General features: G+C 48.4%; 16 protein-coding genes, 1 tRNA gene and 1 other RNA gene. 4 read left to right on the top strand and 14 right to left on the bottom strand.

The window, feature by feature from the left end:
- The first annotated feature begins 213 nt into the window (after window positions 1–213).
- Window positions 214–303 (top strand) — tRNA-Ser (locus tag B3355_RS13185).
- Between the two features lie 58 nt (window positions 304–361).
- On the opposite strand, the gene B3355_RS13180 is transcribed toward B3355_RS13185, so the two are convergent.
- The 6 genes from B3355_RS13180 to cmk all read right to left on the bottom strand — a co-directional run bounded on the left by B3355_RS13180 (window position 362) and on the right by cmk (window position 5,510).
- A complete protein-coding gene (locus B3355_RS13180) occupies window positions 362–661 on the bottom strand; it encodes a ComEA family DNA-binding protein (protein WP_019882320.1) in 300 nt (99 codons plus the stop codon).
- Between the two features lie 109 nt (window positions 662–770).
- Complete coding sequence (pyrF, locus tag B3355_RS13175) at window positions 771–1,466, bottom strand: orotidine-5'-phosphate decarboxylase (protein ID WP_047518003.1); 696 nt, start codon at window positions 1,464–1,466, stop codon at window positions 771–773.
- 30 nt (window positions 1,467–1,496) lie between these two features.
- Entirely contained in the window at window positions 1,497–2,726 is a 1,230-nt protein-coding gene (lapB, locus tag B3355_RS13170) for a lipopolysaccharide assembly protein LapB (protein WP_019882323.1), read from the bottom strand.
- 130 nt (window positions 2,727–2,856) lie between these two features.
- Window positions 2,857–3,144 carry an integration host factor subunit beta gene (locus B3355_RS13165; protein WP_018985241.1) on the bottom strand — a complete coding sequence of 96 codons (288 nt, stop codon included), beginning with the start codon at window positions 3,142–3,144 and terminating at the stop codon, window positions 2,857–2,859.
- A 14-nt stretch (window positions 3,145–3,158) separates the two neighbouring features.
- Window positions 3,159–4,625 carry a 30S ribosomal protein S1 gene (gene rpsA, locus B3355_RS13160; RefSeq protein WP_019882325.1) on the bottom strand — a complete coding sequence of 489 codons (1,467 nt, stop codon included), beginning with the start codon at window positions 4,623–4,625 and terminating at the stop codon, window positions 3,159–3,161.
- Between the two features lie 207 nt (window positions 4,626–4,832).
- Window positions 4,833–5,510: a (d)CMP kinase gene (gene cmk, locus B3355_RS13155; protein WP_292784775.1), complete on the bottom strand. Its 678-nt coding sequence runs from the start codon at window positions 5,508–5,510 to the stop codon at window positions 4,833–4,835.
- Between the two features lie 91 nt (window positions 5,511–5,601).
- On the opposite strand from cmk, the gene B3355_RS13150 reads away from it, so the two are divergent.
- Window positions 5,602–5,826: a DUF2061 domain-containing protein gene (locus B3355_RS13150; protein ID WP_047517999.1), complete on the top strand. Its 225-nt coding sequence runs from the start codon at window positions 5,602–5,604 to the stop codon at window positions 5,824–5,826.
- Window positions 5,827–5,831: 5 nt separating this feature from the next.
- Here B3355_RS13150 and aroA read toward each other — a convergent pair whose 3' ends face one another.
- Together aroA and B3355_RS13140 are read right to left on the bottom strand one after the other, a co-directional pair.
- Window positions 5,832–7,112: a 3-phosphoshikimate 1-carboxyvinyltransferase gene (gene aroA, locus B3355_RS13145; protein WP_292784772.1), complete on the bottom strand. Its 1,281-nt coding sequence runs from the start codon at window positions 7,110–7,112 to the stop codon at window positions 5,832–5,834.
- Between the two features lie 12 nt (window positions 7,113–7,124).
- On the bottom strand, window positions 7,125–7,994 hold the full coding sequence (locus tag B3355_RS13140; protein ID WP_292784769.1) for a prephenate dehydrogenase: 870 nt from the start codon (window positions 7,992–7,994) through the stop codon (window positions 7,125–7,127).
- A gap of 81 nt (window positions 7,995–8,075) precedes the next feature.
- On the opposite strand from B3355_RS13140, the gene ssrA reads away from it, so the two are divergent.
- Window positions 8,076–8,440, top strand: a transfer-messenger RNA (tmRNA) gene (gene ssrA / locus B3355_RS13135).
- 141 nt (window positions 8,441–8,581) lie between these two features.
- Here the strand turns inward: ssrA and B3355_RS13130 are convergent.
- From B3355_RS13130 to B3355_RS13105, 6 genes are all read right to left on the bottom strand, one after another.
- The gene (locus B3355_RS13130; protein ID WP_019882357.1) at window positions 8,582–8,965 is read right to left on the bottom strand and encodes a hypothetical protein; all 384 of its coding nucleotides are present in this window, start codon (window positions 8,963–8,965) and stop codon (window positions 8,582–8,584) included.
- Between the two features lie 226 nt (window positions 8,966–9,191).
- A complete protein-coding gene (locus tag B3355_RS13125) occupies window positions 9,192–10,268 on the bottom strand; it encodes a response regulator (RefSeq protein WP_292784765.1) in 1,077 nt (358 codons plus the stop codon).
- Window positions 10,269–10,310: 42 nt separating this feature from the next.
- On the bottom strand, window positions 10,311–10,670 hold the full coding sequence (locus B3355_RS13120; RefSeq protein ID WP_292784762.1) for a response regulator: 360 nt from the start codon (window positions 10,668–10,670) through the stop codon (window positions 10,311–10,313).
- A gap of 22 nt (window positions 10,671–10,692) precedes the next feature.
- Window positions 10,693–13,887, bottom strand: coding sequence for a response regulator (locus B3355_RS13115; protein ID WP_292784759.1), 3,195 nt, complete (start codon window positions 13,885–13,887; stop codon window positions 10,693–10,695).
- 256 nt (window positions 13,888–14,143) lie between these two features.
- Window positions 14,144–14,593, bottom strand: coding sequence for an FxDxF family PEP-CTERM protein (locus B3355_RS13110; RefSeq protein ID WP_422655877.1), 450 nt, complete (start codon window positions 14,591–14,593; stop codon window positions 14,144–14,146).
- 317 nt (window positions 14,594–14,910) lie between these two features.
- Window positions 14,911–16,713 (bottom strand): pyrroloquinoline quinone-dependent dehydrogenase, encoded by a 1,803-nt coding sequence (locus B3355_RS13105; protein WP_292784754.1) that lies wholly within the window; start codon window positions 16,711–16,713, stop codon window positions 14,911–14,913.
- Between the two features lie 152 nt (window positions 16,714–16,865).
- Between B3355_RS13105 and B3355_RS13100 the strand changes: the two genes are divergently transcribed.
- Window positions 16,866–17,918, top strand: a complete 1,053-nt coding sequence (locus tag B3355_RS13100) for an SAM-dependent methyltransferase (RefSeq protein ID WP_024931242.1) — start codon at window positions 16,866–16,868, stop codon at window positions 17,916–17,918.
- Window positions 17,919–17,925 lie beyond the last annotated feature (7 nt).

The following is a 17,925-nucleotide window of genomic DNA, read 5'->3' as shown; positions in this document are numbered from 1 at the left end:
CAAGGCTTAGACGTCTGTTTGTGTGCTAAACATTAAACCTTCATAGTGACAAAAGCAAGCCTTTTCAGATAACTTTTTTATGATTTATAAGATAGAAGAGTGCGGTTATCACACACTGTTTCATGGCCAGTTTGTGTGGGTATTCACATGAAAATAATCGATTAAATTATTTGGCGGCGACGAGTTTTATGGGCTATAATCGCGCCTTCTTTCGGAGAGATGGATGAGCGGTTTAAGTCACCACCCTGGAAAGGTGGCATAGGGGCAACTCTATCGAGGGTTCGAATCCCTCTCTCTCCGCCAAATATAAAAAGCACCCCTCGGGGTGCTTTTTTGTTTTCAGAGCTATTATCTCGCAGCGCTATTTCTTTTTATCGCTTTTAAGCGTTTCCGTGGGGAGTGTCTTTTTGCCGCTAATGCTGACATCTTTTTTCAGGTTAGCTAATGTTGCCTGGCCAATGCCTGGAACCTGATCCAATTCATCTACAGATTTAAAGCCGCCGCTCTTTTTGCGATATTCAATGATGGCTTGTGCTTTTGCCGGGCCGATGCCATTCAGGCTTTCTAATTCGGCCTGGCTGGCGGTATTGATATCGACAACGGCATAAGCGGCTGGTAACAGAATGAAATACATTAAATAAGCCAGTATGGTTTGCTTCATATATCCTCCGTAGGGTCAAAAATAAAAAACAGGCTCAATGGCCTGTTTTTTATTGTACTGACTCGCTATAGATACAAATGCACGTGCGGCTTAATATTGTTAATTTATATTAAATATTTTTAATTATCGTGTTTAGTGCAACAAGCGGGTCAGGCGCTTGTGTAATGGGGCGACCAATCACCAGGTAGTGTGCGCCTAGTGTTAATGCTTGTTCTGGTGTGACGATTCTGGTTTGATCGTCCTGGTTCGCGTCAAGTGGGCGAATGCCAGGCGTTACCAGGCAGAAAGCAGCACCTAAAGCTTCTTTAAGCATCTGCGCCTCTTGTGCCGAGCAGACCACGCCATTCAAACCCGCTTGTTGTGTCATGGTGGCCAGTGCTAGCACATGTTCATTTAAAGAACGTTGTATGCCCAGGCTATGCAAGGTGGCTTCATCCATGCTGGTTAATACAGTGACGGCAATTAACAGTGGGGCATTGCTGCCAAAGGCTTTGTCCAGGCCTTCACGTGCCGCTTGCATCATGGGTAAGCCGCCACTGGCATGGACATTTAACATCCAGACGCCAAGGTTGGCCGCTGCCTGACAGGCTTTGGCGACAGTATTGGGAATGTCGTGGAATTTTAAATCCAGAAAAACATCGTATTCGCGTTTGACCAGTGACTCCACAAACGCCGGACCGGCGGCCGTAAATAACTCTTTGCCGACTTTGAGTTTGCAGAGTGTTGGGTCCAGGCGGTCGACGAGGGCGGTGGCAGACGCAGCATCTGCGTAGTCCAGGGCGACAATAATTTTGCTATCAGTCATAGGTGGTGAATGTGTTCCGGTTAGTGAAAGCTACTTGCGTTTGAGCAGTTTGATATCTCTGATGGTCGCCTCAGTCGGCTCTGGTGGCAGTGATTCCCAGGCGTTACAGGCCGGGCATTGCCAGTGATATTGCTTGGCGCGGAAACCGCACTGGTCGCAATAGTATGCGGCGCGGTCACCAATGGCATTGCGCACGGTCTGTTGCATCAGTTGCAAGTCGTGCTGTTCGTCCTCCAGCATGGCACGCGCTTGCAGCAACTGATCCAGCGACTTCAGGCTGGGTTTGCGAATTAGCTCATTACGTGCCAGTTTGGCGGCTTTGTCAGCGCCCTCTGCTTGCAGTGTCGCTTCATAGAGTACGGACATCATGCTGCTGATTTGATAGGTTTCCAGGTATTGATGTAATTGGTTCAGGCCTTCGCTGAGACCTTTGCTTATCTTGTTGGATTCAGCGTCACTTTCGCCATAAAGCAGTGAGTAGCTTTTGAGCATTTTTTGCGCCACAAGGCCCAAGTGCTCCGGTGCCTGCATTTCAATGCGCTTCCAGAGCGCGATGGCGTCTGTATGATGGCCTTGCTGCGCGGCGATGTCACCTAGCAACACATTGGCGCGTACACAGTTTTTATTAGCGTCCAGCGCTTGTTCCAGCTGTGTTTTGGCATGCGCCCAATCCTGGCGAATCATGGCATTGGCGGCCAGTTCACAGTAATATTGTGCGACCTCTTTGCGGTAAGAAATGCCAGAAGAGCGTTCCAACTCTATAGCAATGGCAATGGCTTGTGACCACTCGCGCTCTTTGACATAGATTTCAAGCAAATGGCGCAAGGCAGCTTGTTCATAGCGTGTATGACGCAAGGTTTTGAAAATCTCTTCAGCGCGGTCATACAAACCAGCTTTAAAGTAATCCTGTGCTAACTCGACCTTGATCGAGGTCGATTGTTGTTCGGTGAGTTCATAGTTCTCGAGCAAGTTCATGTGCAGGTGGATGGCGCGGTCTGTTTCCCCGGTGCGGCGGAACAGGCTACCGAGCACAAAGTGCAGCTCCAGAGAGTCTTTGTTGAGATAGAGCGCTTCACTAAATGCATCAACGGCTTTATGGTACTGGTCTGCAATCAGCAGGTTCAGGCCTTTAAAATAGGTGGCTGGCAGTGAGGTGGATTCAGCAATCAATTGCTTGATATCGACACGGGCGGCAATCCAGCCCAGCGTAAAAAACAGCGGCAGAATCAATAGCCACCAATATTCAAATTCAACCAGCATAGGAAGTCTCTTTTCAGGTCAGGCTTTATTTTACCCAAGCAGTGGTCGATGCGCTATGAATAGCGTTGATCACAGGTAAAAAAAACGGTATCCGAAGATACCGTTTTTTGCTTACTACTTAATCAAAAAATTAAGATTCGATAGCGTCTACGCGGTCACGCAGCTCTTTACCCGCTTTAAAGTGCGGCACGTACTTGGCCGGAACTTGTACTTTTGTACCAGTTTTCGGGTTACGTCCCAGACGAGGCGGGCGGTAGTTGAGGCTAAAGCTGCCAAAACCGCGTATTTCGATACGCTCACCCGTCGCCAGGTTTTCCGTCATCGCATCGAGGATGGTTTTGACGGATAACTCGGCATCTTTAAGCACTAATTGCGGAAAGCGCTGGGCAAGCAAGTCTATCAGTTCAGATCTTGTCATGATCTAAAACCTTCTTACTTTTTGCTGTCCAGCTTGGCTTTCAACAAAGCACCCAAGTTGGTTGTGCCAGCAGAAGCTTCGTCGATCATTACATCGTCAGCTTTTGCTTTCTTGGCTTTTGGTTTGCCAGATTTGTCGTCACCAATCGGAGCGCTGTTGCCGCTAGGATCTTCGGTCAATTGTTTCACGCCCAGAGAGATACGCTCTTTCTCAACGTCAATGCCCAGGATAACTGCTTGCAGCTCGTCACCTTTTTTGAAGTTGCGGATCGCTTCTTCACCGGATTGTGTCCAGGACAGGTCAGACAAGTGAACCAAGCCATCGATGCCGCCTGGCAGACCGATAAATACACCAAAGTCAGTAATAGACTTAATTTGGCCTGATACTTTGTCGCCTTTAGCGTGCGTTGCAGCGAAATCATCCCATGGGTTTGGTTTGCACTGCTTCATACCCAGTGACAAACGACGACGGTCTTCGTCGATTTCCAGGATCATGACTTCAACTTCGTCGCCCAATTGAGCGATTTTGCCCGGGTGGATGTTCTTGTTAGTCCAGTCCATCTCAGACACGTGTACCAAACCTTCAATGCCTGGTTCCACTTCAACAAACGCGCCGTAGTCAGTCAGGTTAGATACTTTACCGAACAGGCGTGTACCTACTGGGTAACGGCGGCTCAATGCCACCCATGGGTCGTCGCCCAATTGTTTGATGCCCAGAGAAACACGGTTTTTCTCTTGGTCGAACTTCAGGATCTTGGCTTCAACTTCTTCACCAACTGTCAGCACTTCAGATGGGTGCTTCACACGGCGCCATGCCAAGTCAGTGATGTGCAACAGGCCATCGATACCACCCAGATCCACGAACGCGCCGTAGTCGGTGATGTTTTTAACGATACCTTTGATCACTGCGCCTTCAGTCAGGCTGCCCAACAGTGCTTCACGGTCGGCACCCAGGGTGTCTTCCATCACTGCGCGGCGGGAAACCACAATGTTGTTACGCTTACGGTCCAGTTTGATGACTTTGAAGTCCCACTCTTTGTTTTCGTAAGGAGTAGTATCTTTTACTGGACGAATGTCTACCAGTGAACCTGGCAAGAATGCCATGATGCCGCTGACAGAAACACGCAGACCGCCTTTAACACGGCTGCTGACAAAACCTTTGACCACGCGGCCTTCGTTCATGGCTTCTTCCAGATCCAGCCATGCTTGCATTTTCTTCGCTTTTTCGCGAGACAGTTGTGTAGAACCAAAACCATCTTCCAGCTTTTCGATCGCTACTTTAACGAAGTCGCCAACGGCAACTTCCAGCTCGCCTTGAGCATTTTTAAATTCGCTAGCGTTGATCACGCTCTCGGATTTCAGGCCAGCGTTAACGATAACGAAATCATTGTCTACAGAAACTACTTCGGCGGTGATCACTTCACCTGCGCGCATTTCCTGGCGAGCCAGGCTTTCTTCGAAGAGGGCTGCAAAAGATTCCATGGAAGAGGATGTATTAGAAATAGAAGCCATTAAAAAATTGTCCAATTTTTACTCGCATGAACGACAGACATCCTTCAGCGAGCCACTGTCACGCAGGTGCGCAAACAATGGAAAAGGTTAAAAAATATTGCCCAAGCATGACTTGAGCAATCCGAATCCAAAACTATACACAAAAAAATTATTGAGTTCAATGACTTATGCGGTTTTTTATGCTGTTTGGCTGGCTTTTTTAAAGGCTTCGATAATGATGTTCACGGCTTGCTCGATATTCTTGTCTGTTGTATCAAGCAAAATGGCATCTGGCAATTGTTTCAACGGGGCGGCGGCGCGCTGGCTATCGCGTAAGTCGCGCTGTTGCAAATCTTCCAGAATAAGTGTGTAGTCGGCAGTTTCACCGCGTTGCAGTAATTGCTCATAACGGCGTTTGGCGCGCGTTTCGACGGCCGCGGTCAGGAAAATTTTCAACCCGGCATCCGGGAAAATCACCGAGCCAATGTCGCGGCCATCGCCTACCAGCCCCGGCGCTTGCCTGAAGTTACGCTGTGTTTGCAGCAGTGCGGTGCGTACGTCTGGATGCACGGCCACTTCAGACGCGCCTTTACCCATTTGCTCGGTGCGGATATGGGCGCTGACTTGTTCGCCATTCAAATAGGCTTCACCGTTCTCGAACCTGATATCCAGTTTGCCAGCAATCGCCGCCAGCTTGCTGGCATCAGACCAGGCGACGTTTTGTTGATAGGCCGCATAGGCCAGCAGCCGGTAAATAGCGCCGGAATCCAGATAGCGGAAGCCAAAATGTTTGGCCACGCGCTCGGCGACGCTGCCTTTACCAGAAGCGGAGGGACCATCAATAGCGATGACTGGCGGAAGAGAGATATTCGTCATAAATTTTACTTATCAAATGCTTTTAAACAATGAATTGGATTTTGATTTTGCGCTTTTGTAACATGTAACCATCGTATTCAAGGAGCCTACCATGATTAAAACCGCCTCATTCGCCATGCTGCATTTTAGCGTCGCCTTTACCGTTGCCTATCTGTTGACTGGCAGCATGCTGGTGGGCGGGCTGATGGCACTGGTTGAGCCTGCCTGTAATACCGTCGTGTTTTATTTTCACGAGCGTGCCTGGCAGCGTCACCAGCATGGCCATGCTGTTACACCGGCAGAGCCGGATGAGCATGAGTGGGCGTATGCGGCTTGAGCAATTTAACGCGCAATACTGGTAAATACTTTAAAGTACTCTGGAAACGTTTTGCCCACGCACTTTGGATCATTAATGGTAATTGGCACGCCAGCCAGGCTGATCAGTGAAAAACACATGGCCATGCGGTGATCATCGTAGGTATCGATCACTGCATTCGGCGTCAGTTGTGCCGGTGGCGTAACTTGAATGTAATCAGCGCCTTCCACGACAGTGGCGCCTACTTTGCGTAATTCTGTGGCCATGGCAGCAATACGGTCTGTTTCCTTGACGCGCCAGCTGGCGATATTGCGTAACGTGGTTGTGCCTTGGGCAAACATCGCCATTACACCCAATGTCATGGCAGCATCCGGGATATGGTTACAATCGAGGTCAATCGCTTTTAATGAGGGTGTTTTTTCGGCGCGCACATGGTTTTCGCCGTAGCTGATACGGCCGCCCATCAGGTTAGCGGCTTCTGCAAAGCGGATGTCGCCCTGGATACTCTGCTCGCCAACGCCGTGAACAGTGACATCGCCAGCCAAAATACCTGCTGCAATAAAGTAAGAGGCGCTTGAAGCATCGCCTTCAACATAAATCTCGCCCGGCGATTGATAACGCGCCGCTGCCGGAATGTGAAAACGCTCCCAGCCATCCCGCTGCACGGTGACACCAAAACGCTGCATCAGGTTAAGCGTGATTTCAATATAAGGTTTTGAGATGAGTTCGCCGACGACCTCAATACTGGCCGCTTGACCAGTTAATGGCAGTGCCATCAGTAACGCGGTTAGAAACTGGCTGGATACATCGCCGCGGATTTTGATCGCCTGGCTGACATCCAGCTTGGCAGGGGAAATCTGCAGGGGAGGGTAGCCATCGTTTGCCTGGTAGGCCACTTGGGCACCGGCTTGCCTTAATGCATCGACCAGATCGCCAATTGGGCGTTCGTGCATGCGCGCAATGCCGTGCAAGTGATAGTCGCCGCCAGAAAAAGCCAGCGCAGCCGTGAGTGGCCTGAACGCCGTGCCCGCATTGCCTAAAAATAAATCGGCCTGTTTGTTGGGGAAATTGCCGCCACAACCGGTGGCTTGCCAGGCATTTTCGCCAATGTTTTCCAGTTTAGCGCCTAAAGCCGTTAAGGCTTCCAGCATCCTGGCCGTGTCGTCTGAGGCCAATAAATCGCGAATGACAGTCACGCCATCAGCAAGTGCTGCCAGCAATAAGGTGCGGTTAGAGATGCTTTTGGAGCCTGGCAGCGTAATCGCGCCTTGTGCCTGGTGTGCAGCGGGTAAATGCAGTTGTTCCATAATGTAGACTAATTATTGAGTTTTAGACTTGGCCCAGTCGTTGCGCGCACGGCTGGCATGATCAAACAGGGCTTGTAGCGCATTGCCGTTACCTTGCTCCAGCAAGCTGGTCATCTCGCTCAGCGCTTGCTTGTAAGCATTCAGTTCACGTAATAATGCGTCTTTGTTGGCCAGTGCAATATCGCGCCACATTTCAGGATGACTGCCCGCAATGCGTGTAAAGTCACGGAAACCACTGGCAGCAAATTTAAACAGTAATTCGGCGTTATCGCGTTTGGCCAGATCCTCTACCAAGGCGAACGCCAATAAATGCGGCAAATGGCTGACTGCGGCAAACACACTATCGTGTTCCTGCGCAGTCATGCTCGAAACGATGGCGCCACATTGTTGCCACAGCGTGGTCACTTTGGCGAGCGCGTTAGCATCTGTGTCTGAATTGGCTGTCAGAATGACGTTTTTGCCGATATATAAATCTGCCATTGCAGCTGATGGGCCACTTTTTTCAGCGCCGGCAATGGGGTGGCCGCCGACAAACTGGCCGACTTTATCGCCTAACTCAGCCTTCGCATAAGCCATGACGTCGGATTTTGTACTGCCGGCATCTGTAATGACAGTGGTATCACTTAAATGTGGATAAATGGCACGCAAAATAAGCGGTGTTTGTGCAACTGGCGTTGCAAGCAATACCAGGTCGGCACCTTGTAACGCCTTGCCGATATCGGTTTCTACCGTGTCAATCAAGCCAAGTTGCAGCGCCTCTTGTAAACTCTGGCCAGAACGACCGACGCCGGTGATTTGTGGTGAGTGGGGCTGTTTTTTCAGTGCAAGTGCCACTGAGCCCCCGATCAAACCTACCCCGAAAATCACAATTTTTTTGAACATAAGCGAATTGTACCATGTCATATAAATGCGCTCGAAGTTTGGTTCACCAGCTTTTCAAGCGTATAATCCCAAGATTGCATTGGGGCTGACCCGGTTTCGACGTGGGTTGCAAAGCAGTGCAGGGCATACCGAGGATTCAGGTTCCCTCGTAAATCCATCTGAACAAGTATAGTCGCAAACGACGAAACTTACGCTTTAGCCGCTTAATCCCGGCTGAACGCTGCACCGAAGAGCTTCTCGGTCGGGCTGGGTAACCGGCAGCAGCGTCATTTAGAGAAGATCGTGGTGTATTGGGTTACTTAATACATCATTAAATCCAAGGTGACTCGCTTTACAGTTGCTTGCTCGTTGGTGAGTGTACGGTTAAATTAAACAACACAGCTAAGTATGTAGAACTGTCTGTGGAGGGCTTGCGGACGGGGGTTCGATTCCCCCCAGCTCCACCAAACAAAGTAGTTGAAGAAGTGCTTTTAAGATATTGTTTTAAAAATATCTTTTAAGTGATATAAGTAGGGTGATATAAAAAAGCCAGTCCAATGTGACTGGCTTTTTTACGCCTGTTCCCAGTCGATAAAATGGTATTTTAATTATCCTAGCAACAGTTCCTTTTTTAAACGCTTGCAATAACGTCGCTTGGTGAGCGTGTTCATCTCATCAAACAGCATCATTTTCCATAAATACTTGGTTTCAACTAATTCTGCATCCAGCGTGGTTTCATCGGCATAGCTTTTTAATACTCTTTGACGGTGGCCGATACGATAGGGTGCAAATGCCCGCCTCTTAATGATGTTCAATTTGATATCAGGCGCAGTTTGTTTTCCCGATAGCCATCGATCGATCACATCTGATTTGACATCCAGTAGCTGCCTGAGCTCAGCGATGGACAGCGTTCCCAGATATTCACCAATCTTGAGGCACCAAATTAAGCTGTATTGTGTATGTAATTTCTTTAAGCGTTTTCTGTCTTGCATAGCAACTCCCGTAAAACCTTGCAAACCACATCTGGATATTAACACTTGTTTTGCCTATGTTAATTAAACTGATGCGACTATTGTTAAATCATTTGAGTGTGTATTTACGGCAATGGCATTGATACAGTTGTATTAATAANNTAATGTATATTATGTTAAATTATTGGTTCAGCTGTTTACCCTGTTGCTTGAATAGAAAATCACGTTGTTGAAATCTGGTGAATGCTTAATCTGCATCATCTGCGTGCTCGTCGAAGATCTCTCTGAAACGATTGGCAAGTTTTTTGAATGCGTTTAGTATGACGGGATCAAAATGCGCTGGCTGTGTTCGGCCGTCACCTTGCATGATGATTTGCAAAGTGAGTTCATGTGTAAATGCGGCTTTATAGGGGCGCTTGCTGCGTAGCGCATCATATACATCACTCATCATCATGATGCGTGCCGATAATGGGATTTCCTCGCCTTTTAAGCCATTGGGGTAACCACTGCCATCCCAGCGCTCGTGATGGTTCAAGGCGATTTCTGCACCCATGATGGTAAATGGCGAGGTGCTTTTGCCGTGTCCCAGAATACTGTTACCTAATACGGTATGTGTTTTCATGACTTCCCATTCTTCATCAGTGTGCGGGCCGGGTTTGAGCAAGATATGGTCTGGAATCCCAATTTTTCCGACATCATGTAATGGGCTGGCATGATAAATGGTGTCAATAAAATTTGAGTCCATGCCTAAATCCGCGGCTAGTTCCTTACAGTAAAAGGCAATGCGGTGAATATGGTCGCCGGTTTCTTTGTCCCTGAATTCGGCGGCACGCATAATGCTGAACATGGAGTCAAAATAACTGGTGAGCAATTGCGCGGTTCGCTCTTCTACCTGTATCTCCAGTGTATGGCTATAGTCGGTCAGAAAGTCATTATATTCTTTCAGGCGCAGCAAGTTACGCACCCTGATCCAAAGCTCGGCCCGGTCTACAGGTTTGGTAACAAACTCTTCAACACCGCATTGCAAGGCACGCATTCTCGAGGTGCGGTCTATCAGCGCCGTGAGCATAATAATCGGGATGATTTTCGTCGCTTCATTATTTTTCAATTGCTCAGCCAGCTCGAAGCCGTTCAATACCGGCATCATGGCATCCAGCAGAATCAGGTCTGGTTGATGGCTTAAGGTCATTTCCAGCGCCATTTTGCCATCGTGGGCTTGTAGTGTGGCGTAGCCTTCAGCGGTGAGCAAAGCTTCCAGATAGGCGCGATTATTTTCTTCATCATCGACAATCAGAATGGTCTTGCGCGTGACTTTCATATCCATGTGCCGGGTCCCCTGCGAGCTTATTTTCTGGTGAAGTCTGTTTTAAAGTAAGGCATCCACTGTTTGCAGAAATTCTTTATAGCGGATAGGTTTGGCGATATAGCTGTCGCACCCTGCCTGGCGCATTTTGTCTTCATCCCCCTTCATGGCAAAGGCGGTGAGTGCGATGATCTTGATATGACTGGTTTGGCTGTCTTCTTTAAGCAGTCGTGTCGCAGTCAGGCCATCCATGCCTGGGAGCTGAATATCCATGAGGATCACTTCGGGTAACAAGCTGCGTGCAATACCAAGGCCATCCAGGGCGTTAACGGCCTGCAATACCTCGTGCCCTGCGCTTTCAAGCAACAGTTGCGCCAGCTTCATATTGTTAGGATTGTCTTCAACAATGAGTATTCTTGCCATGCTCGCCCCTATGTTCTTTATATTATGGCTGCTTGGCTTGGCCAGCCAATGCGCGATGCACTTCACTTAAAAAGTTACCGTGATTAAATTCAGACTTTTCGAGAACGGCTAATACATGGCCCTTGAGAATGTGGTGTTCTTCAGGCGCCAGAAATTTTGAGGTGACAATAATGATCGGAATTTTTGCCGTGCGTTTGTCCTGTTTCAGCTCTTCGACTACCTCAAAACCATTGGCTTCAGGCATCATCAAATCGAGGATAATCAGGTCAGGCTTCTGTTGCTTGGCTATTTGAGTGGCCTCATGGCCGCCATAAGCCCGCATCACCGAGTATCTTGCATGCTCAAGGTAAGAGGAAATGATTTCTACAGCTTTAGGGTCATCGTCGACAACCAGTACCTTCACGCTTGCTTGATCATTGGCCGGGGATGTAAACCCCAGTTTGCCAAGCGCAGTTTGCAAATCATCGGCAGACACCGGTTTTTGCAATATCTGTGCGGCACCGAGTGATAAGCCTCGATTACTGTCAGCGACAATAGACAGGATAACCACCGGAATATGGGCCAGTTTCTGATTGGCCTTGAGTTTAGCCAAAAATTCCCAGCCATCCATGCCCGGCAGCAAAATATCCAGCGTAATTAAATCGGGCGGTGCAGCATCTGCCAAAATGGCCAGGGCAATTTCGGCCGTGGCCGCGCGCGTCACGCGGCAATGGTCAGACTCCAGTTGCAACCTGATCAAGTCGGCGGCACGGTCATCATCCTCCAGGACCAGCACATGCGGCGACTCTTTATTTAATAACTGACTGGCGGTTTCTTTTGCCTGGTTAATGGGGTTTGCAGGGGCCAGCAGGTTGACCTTATAATGCAGCCAGACAGTGAACGTACTACCCTCCCCTGGCGTACTGCTGACTGCGACTGCTCCACCATGCAGTTCTGCCAGTTTGCGCACGAGTGCTAACCCCAGTCCTGTGCCTTCAAAACGCCTGGAAAGCGTGCTTTCCAGTTGAACAAAGGGTTGGAACAGCCGCTCAAGATCCTGCGCCTCAATGCCTATCCCGGTATCTGTAATAGATATCTGGATGAATTGTTGCGCGTTACCTATGGACGATATCTGGTGCTGCGGAATATCTTTGATTTGCTCAAGGACGGCTGCGCGTTCAAGCAGCCTGGCTTGCAAGGTAATCTGCCCGCCTTCGGGCGTAAATTTTACGGCATTCGACAACAGGTTATAAATAATCTGTTTCACTTTGCGTGCATCCAGCCACGCATTACCTAAGTCTTCCGATAAATCCGCTTGCAGTTTGATATGTTGCGTCGCGGCTTTTTCCTTAATAATAGAGAGGCTGTTTTGCAACAGCACTTGAACGTCGGTGATCTCCGGCTCAAGCTCCATGCGGCCTGCTTCAATTTTTGACAGATCCAGCACATCATTAATCAATGACAGTAGATGTTGCCCGCTTTCAAAAATATCACTGACATATTCTTTTTGCTTATCGGCCAACGGCCCAACGAAGCCATCCCGCAATATCTCTGAGAAACCGATAATCGCATTGAGTGGTGTGCGTAGCTCATGCGACATCGTGGCGAGGAATTCAGATTTCATGCGGTCTGCTTCGAGTAGCTGCTCATTTTTCGAGCCGATTTCTTCGCTGCGCAGGTGCAATTGCTCGGCCAATAACTTGAGATCGCCATATTGCTGAATATTATGCAGCGCGACACCAAGCTGTGCGGACAGGCGCTCAATAAAGGTTTGGTCACGCTCGGTAATAGCCTGGCTGGCGGCAAGCACCAGCACGGCCAGGCGCTTCTCCTGATAAGTGACCGGGCAGATGATGATACCGGTCGGCTTGATAGACGCCAGCCCCGTTTCAATGGTCAGCGATGGCAGTACATCAATATCGCTCAGTATCAGTGTCTGGTTCTTTTGGATAGCCTCGCCGATCACGCCATGGCCCAATTTAAACTCATTGAGAATGTCTACCGGGGCCGCATGTGTGCTTTCAAGGCGATAGCATCCACTCCATTCGTCATAGCCATAAATGGCCGAGACCGGCAGCGCATGATTGTTGGCCAGGATATCCAGCATGCCTGACAAAATCTTCGAGCGGTCATAATTGGCATTAAATAACCTTAAGACCTTACTATGCGTTTGGTCATAAGTCGCTGCATGGGTCAGGTCGACTTCAATCTGTTTAAAGTCACTGACATTGCGTGCAACCATGGATAAATGTGTCGGCACGCCATCGGCATCCTTATGCACCACAATCACCTGAGAGACCGGAATTTCTATGCCAGTACGGGTAATGTATGCCGATTCCCCGCTCCAGACACCAGTACTCAATGCAGCAGGAATCGCCTTGTGCTGGATTAAATCTGCCGCCCACTCTGGCCGCATATGTGCAATGCCCTGAAATGCGATGTCTTCATTCTCACCAATGCCCAACAGCTTGCGCCCGCCTCTGTTCAGGTAAAAGTAATCCCCCTGCAGGTTTGCATTGGCGATGAGGTCCGGTGAAGCATCAAGGATATCCGTGAGTCGCCTTTGTTCTGCAGAGGCTTGTTTGCGAATATGGAGATCGCGCTGAATACGCCAGATCAGCAGTGGGAAAAAAATCAAAATGGCGATAGACATCACCGCAAACAGCGTCAGCAGGTCTTTGGCGTGGCTCTGTTCAGATAGTGTGCGGTCGGTAAGCAGGTTCTGTTCTTCAAGTGACATCGCACTAAAGACCCCACGAATTTCAAGCATATCTTCGCGGCGGATATAGTCTTTGCGTAGAATCTCTTTTAATTTATCGGCCGAAGTGGTGCGCGCAGTCTCGATAATGTGATTAAAGTAAATAATCCGCTTATCAATCAATTGCCTTAATTGGGTGATTTGCTGCTGCTGGAAGTAGTTATCTTTGGTCAGAACGGCAAGTTCTGTGACATCTTTTTGCAAGTCGGCTAACGCAGCATCGCGGCGTGTAATAGAACTATCATCAGCCGTGAGCAGAAAGCCTCGCTGTGAAACTTCCAGTTGATTGAAGAGCACCAGGCCTTTATCCAGCTTGGAGATGACTTCGTTGGTGTGGCTGACCCAGCGGTTATTTTCAGCAAAGCGCTGCAGGTAAACCATGCTGGTAATGCCAAGCAAAACGAGTAATGCGAAGAAACTGATGAATCCATAAATAATGACGGATTCCAGCGCCCACACTTCTTTTTTTTGCGAACTCATACTGATGAAACCTTGCGACTAAGCATTATGACTCCCTTCTTGTTTTTAACATCAAGGATCAATCAGTTTCGGTACTTGCGCTGCAAGAGCTATTAAATACTAAATTAAGAAAACACGTAAGTATTTTATTTGTATCAATTAAATTGTGTGAGGATGGTAAAGAGGACGCTGTTTATAGGCGTGCGCTGAAATTGAATAAAAAAAGGGCGCTTAGCGCCCTTTTTTGCTTACCAAATAAGTGGAAACTTATTTAGCTTTACGANNNTACCAAACCCATCAAACCTAAGCCAGCCAGCATCAAAGCATATGAATCAGCTTCTGGTACTGGTGTCAGCGGGTTGATGTTGAAGCTGACATTGAAGTCACCGCCCAAAGAACCAGACAGTTTGCCGGTAGCAGTCAGGAAATAAGTACCAGCTGCCAGGCTAGTCAATGTGGTCACAGCTTCGCCGTTCGCATCGTAAAAACCATAGTTCATAAATGTCACGTCATACTGTGCATTGTTGCCTGTGGTGATTTCTGTGATGCTGTATGAAAAATCAGACACTTGAGTCAGGTTGATTTCATAAATATCTTCAAAGTATGGGCCTCTGGTATTCAAGGCGCCAGTATTTTTGGTGAAATCTGCATCAGCGATCAGGCGAATAAAATCCAGACTTTGGCTGGTTGTGTAAGCGCCAAAGTCTTGCGCTTGTGCTGCAGACATAGATGCAATGCCGAATACGCCAGCGACTGCCATTTTTTTCAGGGTTTGAAACATTACGACTTCTCCAAGGATTAATGCTAACTAAAAAACTATACTCATTATTTGTGACAACCATTAGATACACAATAGTACTAACGGGCTACTCCACGGCTTATTTTTATAATCATAAAACTGCAATTTCAAAATCGCAGCTATTCTAACTGTTTACGCGATATTCTGTAAACCTAACAACCTGTTTTTCAAGAAAAAAATGCCATTTTTAGCCATTAAGCAAATGCATAGCAATCAATCTAATTGATTGGAATTTTAAAAAAGGATTAATGCTTTGACGGTAATTTAAATGTCAAAATACGGTCGCCTTGTTTAAACCCAAACAGAGAGTTACCGCCACTCACTACCGCAATATATTGTTCGCCATTGATTTGATAGGTGATTGGTGGTGCATTGACGCCATATTCAGATGAAAATTGCCATAGTGATTGGCCAGTTTGACTATCATAGGCCGCAAACTTTCCATCGCCCTCCCCGCAAAATAATAAACCGCCCGCTGTGGCTAGCACGCCGCCTACCAATGGCTGGCTGGTTTTGTGCTGCCAGGCAATCTGCCCGGATTTAAGGTCAATGGCACTTAATAAACCCCAGCGCGCATCCTCTGTTGGCTCGCTGGCGGCGTAGCGGATAGGCTTTTCACCCGCGTTGACTTCGGTTTCATGCACGCTGTATTTGATCGGGCTGTGTATGGCCGCGACATACACCTTTTGTTGATGCTCATCAACGCTGACGGGTGACCAGTTCGCACCACCCAGTATGCCCGGGTAGACAATGGTGCCTTCAGGGCTCGGCTTTTTAAATAGATTATGTTGTGGCACAAATGGCACCGATTTAGCCAGGAACTGCCCATTGGTGCGGTCATGGATATAGAACCAGCCTGTTTTACTGGCCTGGCCTACGGCGGCGATGATTTTTCCCTGGTGGTTGTAGTTAAACAATACCGGCGGGCTCGCCAAATCATATCCCCATAAGTCATGTGGCACTTGCTGGTAGTGCCATTTGTATTTGCCGGTTTCTGTATCCAGTGCGACCAGGGAAACGGTGTAAAGATTGTCGCCAGGCCGGGAAACATCATTCATTTGTGGTGAAGGGTTACCCGTGCCAAAATACAGGGTATGGCTGGCGGTATCAATGGCTGGCGTGCTCCACGCTGAGCCGCCACCAAAGCGCGCAGCGTCCGGATAGTCTTTCAGGGCGGCTTGTTCTGCCGCAATATCACGATCGAATTGACTGCCATCAGCCGTTTTTGTTGCAAACTGTCCTTCCCAGCCTTGCTTGGGAATCGTGTCGAATTGCCATACCTGATGACCGTCATTGACATCAAACGCCGCCAGAAAACCTGGACGGCCATAGCGCCCGGTGACGCCTATCACCGCGCCCAAGGGCGCATCACTGCGCGGGTTGTCGATATGCAGGCCGTAACCGACGCCGGTAATGCCAATGATGACTTTATGCTGATAAACCACTGGTGCCATGGCGATGCCAACGCCGGTGCCGCCGGTGACTTTACGTGTTTTATTGGGGTCGGTGCCGCTTAAGGCATCCTGGTGTTCGGTATTCACCTGATTGGCTGCCACATCAATATCCCACAATTTTTGCCCGCTCTGGGCATCAAGCGCGATCAGCCTGGCATCTACCGTGCCGATAAACACCTTGCCTTCTGCCACTGCCACGCCGCGATTGGCCGGTCCGCAGCACATTTGCCAGTCTGCTTTGCGCGCGTGCGTGTATTTCCATAATTGCTTGCCGCTGGCAGCATCCAGGGCTAATACATGATTAAACGGCAGGCTGACATACATGATGCCATTCACGACGATAGGCGTGGCTTGAAATGTCGCTTTCACCCCTGTTTCTACAGACCATGCCGCTTGTAACTGGGCAACATTGTGCTGATTGATCTGCGACAACGCTGAAAAACGCTGCGATGACATATTCAAGCCATAACTAGGCCAGTCAACATGATCTTTGCTCTGGGCAACAGGTTTTGTGTGGTGTGTGCATGCCAATAACAGGCATGAAAAGCCAATCGTGGCATAACGGAAAATACGTTTTTGTGGCGCAGTTTTCATATAAGATGTCCTGAACTATACAGGTTAGTATACATCTAAACGCGAGCCTGTTGCCAAGAGCAAAACGTTAAAAAAATATTTAAAGGATGAAACTAAATATGGCAAAGAATAGACCTATACTATAGAAATTAATTTGCACACTAATAATAATCATGACAATTAAATCCGCAAAAACATCGATTGCACTCACGCTTGCTGAAAAAGGATCGTTGCCTGATGCATTGATTCGCAAAGGCATCAGAATGCTTTGTAAAACCAGGCTGCAAGAAATTGCTGACGGCGATTGTGCGCATACGCAAGCCAGCCTGATTGCGTTTATTGAGCAGATGCAGTTAGCGGATATCGCCCCACTCCCTGAAAAAGCAAATGCGCAGCATTATGAAATTCCAGCCGCTTTTTATCAGTATTGTTTAGGCATGAACCGCAAATACAGTAGCTGCTTTTGGCTGCCGGATACGCATACCCTTGATGAAGCGGAACACCTGTCACTCGCGCAAACCTGTGCGCATGCTTGCCTGGGCGGTCCTTTGAAAATACTGGAGCTCGGTTGTGGTTGGGGCTCTCTGACGTTATGGATGGCCAGCCATTATCCTAACGCGCAGATTACGGCAGTCTCCAATTCGGCGTCGCAACGTGAATATATATTGCAGCAAGCACAAGCCCGTGGATTATCCAATATTCATATCATCACAGCTGACATGAATGTATTTGATACTGACCAGACCTTTGACCGTGTGGTGTCTGTCGAAATGTTCGAGCACATGCGTAATTACCAGGTGCTCTATGCCAAAGTCGCACGTTGGCTCAAACCTGATGGGTTGTTCTTTAAACATATCTTTGTACATCGCACCGCGGCTTATCCCTTTGACGTCAAAGCCGAAGATGACTGGATGAGCCAGTATTTTTTTAGTGGCGGCATGATGCCAAGCGATGACTTGCCGCTTTACTTTCAGGATGACCTCAAAATCATCAATAAATGGCGTTGGAGTGGCACGCATTATGAAAAAACAGCTAATGCCTGGCTGGCGAACATGGATCAGCACCATGATGCACTGACCCCCGTTTTGCAGTCAATTTATGGTGATGCGGATGCCGAGATCTGGCGTCAACGCTGGCGCATTTTCTTTATGGCATGTGCCGAATTGTTTGGCTACAACCAGGGACAAACCTGGTGGGTCAGTCATTACTTGTTCTCGAAAAGATAATGCCAAA

This window comes from Methylophilus sp. UBA6697, from assembly GCF_002454655.1.
GTDB lineage: Bacteria > Pseudomonadota > Gammaproteobacteria > Burkholderiales > Methylophilaceae > Methylophilus.
The sequence above is the reverse complement of the archived record's forward strand: the minus strand, read 5'-3'. Positions and strand labels throughout refer to the sequence as shown.